Source organism: Bacillus sp. CGMCC 1.60114 (assembly GCF_042676365.1).
Classification (GTDB): Bacteria; Bacillota; Bacilli; order Bacillales; family Bacillaceae_G; genus Bacillus_A; species Bacillus_A rhizoplanae_A.
On the sequence record NZ_JBHTHG010000108.1, the window covers coordinates 284,083 to 292,482 of the forward strand.

General features: G+C 35.3%; 8 protein-coding genes. 5 read left to right on the forward strand and 3 right to left on the reverse strand.

Going from position 1 to position 8,400, the window contains the following annotated elements; genetic code table 11:
* The first annotated feature begins 71 nt into the window (after positions 1–71).
* Together ACFQZ1_RS17790 and ACFQZ1_RS17795 are read left to right on the forward strand one after the other, a co-directional pair.
* Positions 72–434, forward strand: coding sequence for a cupin domain-containing protein (locus ACFQZ1_RS17790; protein WP_377883529.1), 363 nt, complete (start codon positions 72–74; stop codon positions 432–434).
* A 244-nt stretch (positions 435–678) separates the two neighbouring features.
* Positions 679–3,108 (forward strand): EAL domain-containing protein, encoded by a 2,430-nt coding sequence (locus ACFQZ1_RS17795; RefSeq protein WP_377883530.1) that lies wholly within the window; start codon positions 679–681, stop codon positions 3,106–3,108.
* Positions 3,109–3,345: 237 nt separating this feature from the next.
* Here the strand turns inward: ACFQZ1_RS17795 and ACFQZ1_RS17800 are convergent, their stop codons facing one another.
* A complete protein-coding gene (locus tag ACFQZ1_RS17800) occupies positions 3,346–3,786 on the reverse strand; it encodes an Lrp/AsnC family transcriptional regulator (RefSeq protein WP_377883531.1) in 441 nt (146 codons plus the stop codon).
* 122 nt (positions 3,787–3,908) lie between these two features.
* On the opposite strand from ACFQZ1_RS17800, the gene ACFQZ1_RS17805 reads away from it, so the two are divergent.
* On the forward strand, positions 3,909–4,328 hold the full coding sequence (locus ACFQZ1_RS17805) for a carboxymuconolactone decarboxylase family protein (RefSeq protein WP_377883532.1): 420 nt from the start codon (positions 3,909–3,911) through the stop codon (positions 4,326–4,328).
* A 71-nt stretch (positions 4,329–4,399) separates the two neighbouring features.
* Here the strand turns inward: ACFQZ1_RS17805 and pepQ are convergent, their stop codons facing one another.
* The gene (pepQ, locus tag ACFQZ1_RS17810; protein WP_377883533.1) at positions 4,400–5,497 is read right to left on the reverse strand and encodes a Xaa-Pro dipeptidase; all 1,098 of its coding nucleotides are present in this window, start codon (positions 5,495–5,497) and stop codon (positions 4,400–4,402) included.
* Positions 5,498–5,647: 150 nt separating this feature from the next.
* On the opposite strand from pepQ, the gene ACFQZ1_RS17815 reads away from it, so the two are divergent.
* On the forward strand, positions 5,648–6,331 hold the full coding sequence (locus tag ACFQZ1_RS17815) for a metal-dependent hydrolase (RefSeq protein WP_377883543.1): 684 nt from the start codon (positions 5,648–5,650) through the stop codon (positions 6,329–6,331).
* Between the two features lie 234 nt (positions 6,332–6,565).
* Here ACFQZ1_RS17815 and ACFQZ1_RS17820 read toward each other — a convergent pair whose 3' ends face one another.
* On the reverse strand, positions 6,566–6,730 hold the full coding sequence (locus ACFQZ1_RS17820) for a hypothetical protein (RefSeq protein WP_377883534.1): 165 nt from the start codon (positions 6,728–6,730) through the stop codon (positions 6,566–6,568).
* Positions 6,731–6,962: 232 nt separating this feature from the next.
* Here ACFQZ1_RS17820 and ACFQZ1_RS17825 point away from each other — a divergent pair, with 232 nt between their 5' ends.
* Positions 6,963–8,276, forward strand: coding sequence for a DRTGG domain-containing protein (locus ACFQZ1_RS17825; protein WP_377883535.1), 1,314 nt, complete (start codon positions 6,963–6,965; stop codon positions 8,274–8,276).
* The last annotated feature ends 124 nt before the right edge of the window (positions 8,277–8,400 follow it).

Below are 8,400 nucleotides of genomic sequence, written 5' to 3' on the forward strand. Positions count from 1 at the left end.
TTTGAAAAAGGTTTGATATGATGGAATTAAGAGAGAGTATAATGCTAGATTTAAATAATGGGGAGATAAATATGGGAAATGAACTTACAAAAGAATTAAACTTAGAAAAAATCAACTTATTAGAAATGACAAGAAATATTGCAGAGCAACATAAAAATTTTGTTGTTTCAAATGTAAATAATCATTGTTTGCGGATTGCTGTGTTTACTGGAGAATATGATTGGCATTTCCATTCGAATTCAGATGAATTATTTATGGTATTAGAAGGAGAGTTATTGATTGATTTTCAAGATCGGGAAACAATTGTCTTGAAACCAAATGATACGTTATGCATTCCAGCGGGGGCGATTCATCGGACAAGAGCATTAACGCGTACTGTGAATCTTTGTTTTGAAGATGTAGATGCCGATACGGTTATCGTGGAAAAGGTATGAAGAGTTTAGTGAAAAAAGAAAAGATATAAGCGTAAAAACTTGCGCTTTTTCTATTTTTTCACGCTAAAAAGAAAAATTATACATAAACAATCATAAATATTTCATATATAATAATAAGGTAATATTAATTATTAAGAGATTGTTTATTAGAAAAAATGAAGCGAAGAAAGCAGAGTACTTTAATATTTTTGTGCGTACATAAGCGTTATTTCTCTATATTACAATATTTAAGGGGTAAGAGTGGATGCAACAATTGATTGGTTCTTATAATAATTGGTTCGTATCACTGTCAGTAGTAATTGCGGTTTTTGCATCATATGCTGCTTTAAATCTTGTAAGACGGATTGTGCATTCGAATAAAAAACAAAGGAAGTTATGGTTATTTTTTGGTTCCATTACAATGGGAATTGGGATATGGTCTATGCATTTTATTGGTATGTTAGCCTTTCAACTTCCAATATCTATTAAATATAATCCAAAGCTTGTTTTGTTTTCTATGTTTGTTTCGTGCATTGCTTCTTTAATCGGATTGTATAGTGTAAGTTATTTACAAGTAAAGCGTGTTCATTTTGTGTTAGGCGGCAGTTCAATGGGGATAGCAATTGGTGCTATGCATTATATTGGGATGGAAGCGATGGAGTCAGTAGATATTGAGTATGATCCATTTTTATTTATATTATCAATATTGATTGCGATTGTAGCTTCTATAGCAGTTTTAAAAATTTTATTTGAAGTGTCTAAATATGAAAATTCTATAAGGGATAATATATATAAATTTATCAGTGCTATCGCTATGGGAATCGCGATAGCAGGTATGCATTACACAGAAGTGGCTGCCGCATCTTTTAGCTTACCTTCTGCTTTAACTGTGCCGTCTGGAATGAGTCATTACACACTTGTGATTATGGTTGGTATTACGACGATAATGATTCAGTTTTTTTTAGTATTTGGTACTGTCACAGATAGGCGTTTTCGGTTTCAAGCGATAGAGTTGCTTGAAAATGAAAAGAGGTATCGCTCACTTGTTAATCACAATTTAGATGCTGTTTTTTCAATATCGTATGATGGACGGTTAGTAAGCATGAATCCTGCAGGGGAGGAAATGCTTGGTTATAGAGAGCGCGAATTGCAAAATAAAAAAATGATACATGTGTTAACAAGAGAAGAAAAGCAGAAAGTTAAAGTATATTTCTATCAAACAATTCATGCTAGGAAAGCACATAATTTTAATACGAAAATTAAAGTAGAGGATGACTCTGTTTTAGATTTGAATATTACATTAGTTCCAGTTTACATTGAAGAACGATTGGATTGTATATATGGAATTGCAAGGGATATTACAGAGCAGTTAGAAAATGAAGAAAATATATTTCGATTGGCTTATTATGATAATCTCACAGAATTGCCAAACAGACGCAATTTTACGGAAAAACTAGAGGCTACTCTGAAGGACTGTGTAGGAAATAATGAAAAGTGTGCTGTATTCTTTCTTGATTTAAATCGTTTTAAAGTAATTAATGATGCTTTAGGACATAATGTGGGAGATATATTATTAAAACAAGTAGCAAACAAGTTAGCAATGAAAGTTGGAAAGAGAGGAATCGTTGCACGCTTAGGCGGCGATGCATTTACAATTTTACTTCCTAATATTCAATCGAAACAAGAGCCGATTCAATTAGCAAAGCAAATTATGCATACATTTGAGGAACCTTTTATAATAGAGGGGAATCATTTATATTGCACTGTTAGTATTGGAATTGCTATAGCGCCGCGGGATGGAGTGGAAGTAAATACAATTATGGGCCGCGCAGATATCGCCATGTATACGGCAAAGGAGAGTAGAAAGAGTAGCTATCGCCTTTATTCCTCAGCAATTGGAGAGCTTTCAGAGAATCAATTAGTAGAAGAACAGCAACTGCGAAAAGCGATTGAGAATGATGAATTTACTCTCCATTATCAACCACAAGTTCATTGTGAAACAGGAGAGGTTGTTGGGGTAGAAGCGCTTGTACGCTGGCAGTTACCGGATGGCACAATGCGCTCACCGTTAAAATTTATTTCTTTGGCAGAGGAAACGGGTTTAATTATTCCGCTAGGGAAGTTAGTGTTGGAGAAAGCATGCAGGCAAGCGAGAGCTTGGTATGATAAAGGATTCTCAATTCGTGTGTCTGTTAATTTATCACCAAGACAATTTCAGGCTGAGGATATCGTAAAAACCGTTGCGGACTTATTACGGAAATATAAGCTGTCTCCTCATTTATTAGAGCTTGAAGTAACAGAAAGTATGACTATGACAAATGTAGAGCGATCGAAAAGGTTGTTACGGGCATTTCGTAATCTAGGAGTAATGATTAGTATTGATGATTTTGGGACCGGTCATAGTTCATTAAGTTATTTGAAGGACTATCCAATTCAAAAGTTGAAAATTGATCGCTCATTTATTAAAGATATTCATGAAGATGTACGAACGAAGCAAATCACTGCAGCTATCATTGCAATGGGACAACATATTGGTCTTGAAATTACAGCAGAAGGTGTAGAAACAGAGGAACAACTAGCCTTTTTAAGGGAGCATAACTGTTCTTACATACAAGGGTATTATTTTAGTAAGCCACTGCCGGCTTGTGAGTTTGAAGAGTTATTTTTACATACTTATAAAGATAAGGTAGTTTAAAACGAGTTGTTTTAAAGAGGTAGAGGAAACTAAGTTTACAAGATTGAAAGCACATCAAGTTTTGATGTGCTTTTTATGTATGGAAATATACGGAAAGGAATGAATGGTGAATTATGATATATGCGAATTTTTACGAAGGCTTAGTGCTGAAAACAAAGAAGCTGGAAATATTGTGTAAGATACGCGATATCTTCAGCTTCTTATGGAATATATTCCGATAGATAATTACGGAACAGGTCAATCTGAATCAATTTTCAAACTCGTTTGGACTTGAGAAAAGATAAAATGTGTAACAGTGGATGCGTATGGATTTACGGTGTCGATAAACTCTTCTGCTTTAGAAAAGTTCTCAAATTGCATTTTAAGCATATAACAAGCATTTCCGGCTATACGGTAACAAAAATCCACATTAGGAAGACTCTCAATGTAATTTTTAAAATTTTTATAGCCCCCGTTTTTAACGGTTGCTTCTATTATACATTGGATAGGAAATCCCAATTTTTCATAATCAATTTCTAAAGTATATTTTTTTATTATTCCAAATGACTCCATTTGTCTTACTCGTTCAGTTACAGAGGGAGAAGATAAATTAATTCTTCTTCCAAGTTCACTCATTGATAAACGACTATTGTTGGATAACTCAACTATTATTTTTTTATCAATATCATCTATTTTCATTTTTTAAAGTAATTCCTCTTTTTTTCTTAGTTATTTAAATAATTATTTAATAATACGTTTCTAATTTAATGCAACCTATAGATTTTATTCTGTATGCTTAATATAACAAGGAGGTGTTGTAAATGGCAAGAATTAATGGATCAAATTTCGGAGAAACACCTTTTCAAAAACTTTTAGGACACAATAAAAAAGTTATGGAAGCGTGGTCTTATTTAGGAGAAATATTAGAGAAGGACGGGCTATTATCATCAAAATTAAAAGAACAGGTTAGAAGGACATTAGCACAAAGCAATGGTTGTGAGTATTGCAAAGCAAAAGGAAAACCTGATCCTCATATGTTTGATGAAAAAATATCTGTTGCAGTTGGATTTGCAGAAGTCTTTTTAAAAGAACAAAAAGGAAATATTTCAAATTCTTCTTTTCAAATATTAAAAGAGTATTTTTCAGAAGCTGAAATAAGTGAGCTTTGTGCATTCATTTCTTTTACTACTGCTCAACATTATTTTGGTGGAATGATGAAGTTAGAGGCGTATGGATTTTAACTTTGAAGTTTTGGAAATCAATAAGCATAAAAAACGCTTGGATAGTGAACATTTCCAAGCGTTTTTTATGCTTATTTTACAAACTGTAATTCTTTCGGGAATTTCGTTAAAATTTCCACGCCATCTTTCGTTATATAAACATCATCTTCAATACGAACGCCGCCTACGTTTGGTACGTAAATACCTGGTTCAATTGTGAAGACCATTCCTTCTCGTAATGGAGAGTTGTTACCGTCTTTTACGTCTGGATATTCATGGACGCTAATACCAAGTCCATGACCAAGGCGGTGCGGGAAGAAGTCGCCGTAGCCAGCATCTGCGATAATAGAACGAGCAGCACGGTCGATTTCACTAAATGTTGCGCCCGGTTTACATGATTCAACTGCATGTAATTGACCTTTTAATACAGTGTCATAAATGCGTTTTTGTTCGTCTGAAATTTCGCCAAAAGCAACTGTACGCGTAATATCAGAGCAGTAACCATCGATAATAACACCTAAGTCAAATAGGACGAAATCACCGCGTTGAATTTTATTTGCACCTGGTACACCGTGCGGAAGGGCGGAATTTGCACCTGTTAATACCATTGTGTCAAAGGACATTTTATGAATGCCTTTTTTCTTTAATTCATGCTCAATTATCGCTAATACTTCAAGTTCACTGCGATTCTCTTGAATTGCATCTACCCCAACTTCAATTGCATAATCAGCCATAGCAGCAGCTTGGCGTAAAATCGCAAGCTCTTTTTCATCTTTAATTAGGCGAAGTTCACGTACTTTTTCTTCAGCAGGTTTGAAAGATGCTTTTGGGAATAATTGTGATAATTGCTCATAGCGTTCTACATTTAAATGTTCTTTTTCAATTGCAACTGCATTTGCATCAATGCCGCGTGCTTTGATTGCTTTCGCGATCATATCCCATGGATTGTCTGTATCTGTAAATCCGATAATTTCGTGAGTCCAGCCAGCGCTTCTTACTTTGTCTTCTTCCATCTTCGGACAAATTAACATAGGTTCTTTTTCTTGGAATACAAATAGACCGAGTAGTCTTTCATGCGGTTCGCAGTGGAAGTTCGTCATATAGAAGACGCTCGGTGTAGAAGTTAAGAATGCAGCTTCTGTATTTTTTTCTTGTAGCCATTGCATTAATTTTTCTAATCTAGTATTCATATATCTGCACCTCCGAAATTTCAATTACATGTATAACTTTACATCGAACGAAAGCGTTATGACAAGCAAATCGATGTTTGAAAAGACAGGGAATTGCGAAATCGTGTAGAATAGAAGGGGGTGAATATGAATAAGGGAGGTAATGAAAAGATGAAAGTATCTTATCACGGTCATTCAGTTGTAAAGATTGAAACGAACGGAAAGGTTATTTTAATTGATCCATTTATTACAGGTAATCCGAAAACAGATTTAAAAGTAGAAGAGGTAACAGTTGATGCAATTATCCTTTCTCATGGACATGGTGATCACGTTGGGGATACAGTAGAATTAGCAAAAAAACATAATGCAGTTGTTATTGCGCCGTTTGAGCTTGCGACATTTTTAGGTTGGAAAGGTGTAAATACACATCCAATGCATATTGGAGGTTCTCATGCATTTGAATTTGGAACAGTGAAGTTTACACAAGCATTTCATGGTTCTAGCTATGTTGATGAAGAAAATCAAACGATTACATATACAGGTATGCCAGCAGGGATTGTATTTACTGCAGAAGAAAAAACAATTTATCATGCCGGAGATACAGCGTTGTTCTCGGATATGAAATTAATTGGTTCTCGTCATACAATTGATGTGGCATTTTTACCAATTGGAGATAACTTTACAATGGGTCCAGAGGATGCTGCGTTAGCTGCAGAATGGATTGGAGCGAAAATTGTTGTGCCAATGCACTATAATACCTTCCCAGTTATCGAACAAGATCCGCATCAATTTGTAGAAAAATTAACCGGTAGTGTAGGAAAAGTGTTACAAGCAGGAGAAGTGATTGAATTATAAAGTGAAACTTCCATCAGTGGGGGGTTCTTCATCCCCCACTGATGGTTAGTTGAACCAATCGGGCTTTTACGGGCAGTTATCCCCACCTAACTTCTTCGCTTTCTCTGAATCTTGAGGTGGGGGTCTTACTGCCCGTTAATGCGGGATAAAGTGAAACTTCCGTCAGTGGGGGTCTTACTGCTCGCGAGCGGGATAAAAAAGAAACCTTCATTTTGCACAGCAAAGTGAAGGTTTTTACATGTGAGAAGGACATAATGTAAACGTTGGATTTGTTATATCATTTTTAGATTGTAATCTATGTGTTTCTGTTTCAGTTACTTCGTTGATTTTGGCTACTACTCTTTTTCCATCCACGAATGCTAACAATACCGCACCAATTATTTCTAAAATTTTTTTCATATCACATCGATCCTTGTCTCTCATTTCTTGTCTTCATTGTACGATAAGAAAATGAAACAAACTATCGAATAAGATGACAAGGAAATTACATGATTGTAAGAAATCTGTATCCTTTTGTTATAAAAAAATTAGTACAGGTATATAAACATACAGTGTAACAGTTTTGAAAATATAGTATACTAAAAAGATAACACGTGAAGAATTCAGGGAAAAGAAAGTATGGTGAAACTATTTGGCTACGAAACACAACCAAATTTTGGAATACATCAACAGTTTGCCAATTGGGCATAAAATTTCTGTGCGCCAAATTGCAAAAGAGTTGAGCGTAAGTGAAGGAACGGCATATCGTGCGATTAAAGATGCGGAAAATAAAGGATATGTAAGTACAATTGAACGGGTCGGGACAATTCGTATTGAACAAAAAAAGAAAGAAAATATCGAAAAGCTAACATTTGCAGAAGTTGTTAACATCGTGGATGGTCAAGTACTTGGCGGAAGAGAAGGTTTACATAAAACGTTAAATAAGTTTGTAATCGGAGCAATGAAGCTAGAAGCGATGATGCGTTATACGGAAGCTGGGAATTTACTTATTATCGGAAACCGTACACAAGCACATCAATTAGCGCTTGAAGAAGGAGCAGCTGTACTGATTACAGGTGGGTTTGATACAGAAGAGCATGTGAAGAAATTAGCAGATGAATTAAAGCTTCCTATTATTTCAAGCAGCTATGATACATTTACGGTAGCGACGCTCATTAACCGCGCTATTTATGATCAGCTTATTAAAAAAGAAATTGTTCTCGTTGAAGATATTTTAACACCAATCGAAGAGACTGTATGTTTACAGCCAAGTGATACGGTGGAAAAATGGCATAAGTATAATGAAGAAACGATGCATGGACGTTATCCGATTGTAGATGAGGCAAATAAAGTGCTTGGCATTGTAACGTCCAAAGATATGATTGGTGTAGTAAAAGAAACACCAATTGAAAAAGTGATGACAAAACAACCGATTACTGTAAACGGAAAAATATCTGTTGCAGCAGCGGCACGTATGATGGTGTGGGAAGGAATTGAGCTTCTTCCAGTTGTTGATGATAACAATATATTGCAAGGGATTATTAGTCGTCAAGATGTACTGCAAGCGCTTCAAATGATTCAGCGTCAGCCGCAAGTTGGGGAAACGATTGATGATATTGTAACGAATCAATTTATGAATCCGAAAGAAGCAAAACAAGATTCTGCTTATCATTTTTCTGTCACACCACAAATGACAAATTCAATAGGGACTTTGTCATATGGCGTTTTTACAACAATTGTGACAGAAGCAACAAATCGTGTCCTTCGTGCACAGAAAAAAGGTGACGTCATTGTAGAGAATTTAACTATTTTCTTTGTAAAACCGGTTCAAATCGATAACGTTGTGTCCGTTCATCCGAAAGTGTTAGAAATTGGACGTAAATTTGGTAAGGTTGATGTAGAAGTACGACATGAAGGAAATGTTGTTGGAAAAGCATTGCTTATGGTTCAATTGATTGATCGTTAAGAAGGAGAAAGCTGCCTGAAAGGGGCTGTTGACAAACTCTTCGAGTTAATCAACTTCTTCGGGAACTTTCAGAGCCTATGTAGTACGATAGACTACATAGGCTCTTTTTATTTTGGAGGTTTTG

What these genes read in the sequence shown, in the direction of transcription:
- ACFQZ1_RS17790 (WP_377883529.1), top strand. Translation starts at nt 72, where the DNA reads ATGGGAAATGAACTTACAAAAGAATTAAACTTAGAAAAAATCAACTTA.
- ACFQZ1_RS17795 (WP_377883530.1), top strand. Translation starts at nt 679, where the DNA reads ATGCAACAATTGATTGGTTCTTATAATAATTGGTTCGTATCACTGTCA.
- ACFQZ1_RS17800 (WP_377883531.1), bottom strand. Translation starts at nt 3,786, where the DNA reads ATGAAAATAGATGATATTGATAAAAAAATAATAGTTGAGTTATCCAAC.
- ACFQZ1_RS17805 (WP_377883532.1), top strand. Translation starts at nt 3,909, where the DNA reads ATGGCAAGAATTAATGGATCAAATTTCGGAGAAACACCTTTTCAAAAA.
- pepQ (WP_377883533.1), bottom strand. Translation starts at nt 5,497, where the DNA reads ATGAATACTAGATTAGAAAAATTAATGCAATGGCTACAAGAAAAAAAT.
- ACFQZ1_RS17815 (WP_377883543.1), top strand. Translation starts at nt 5,648, where the DNA reads ATGAAAGTATCTTATCACGGTCATTCAGTTGTAAAGATTGAAACGAAC.
- ACFQZ1_RS17820 (WP_377883534.1), bottom strand. Translation starts at nt 6,730, where the DNA reads ATGAAAAAAATTTTAGAAATAATTGGTGCGGTATTGTTAGCATTCGTG.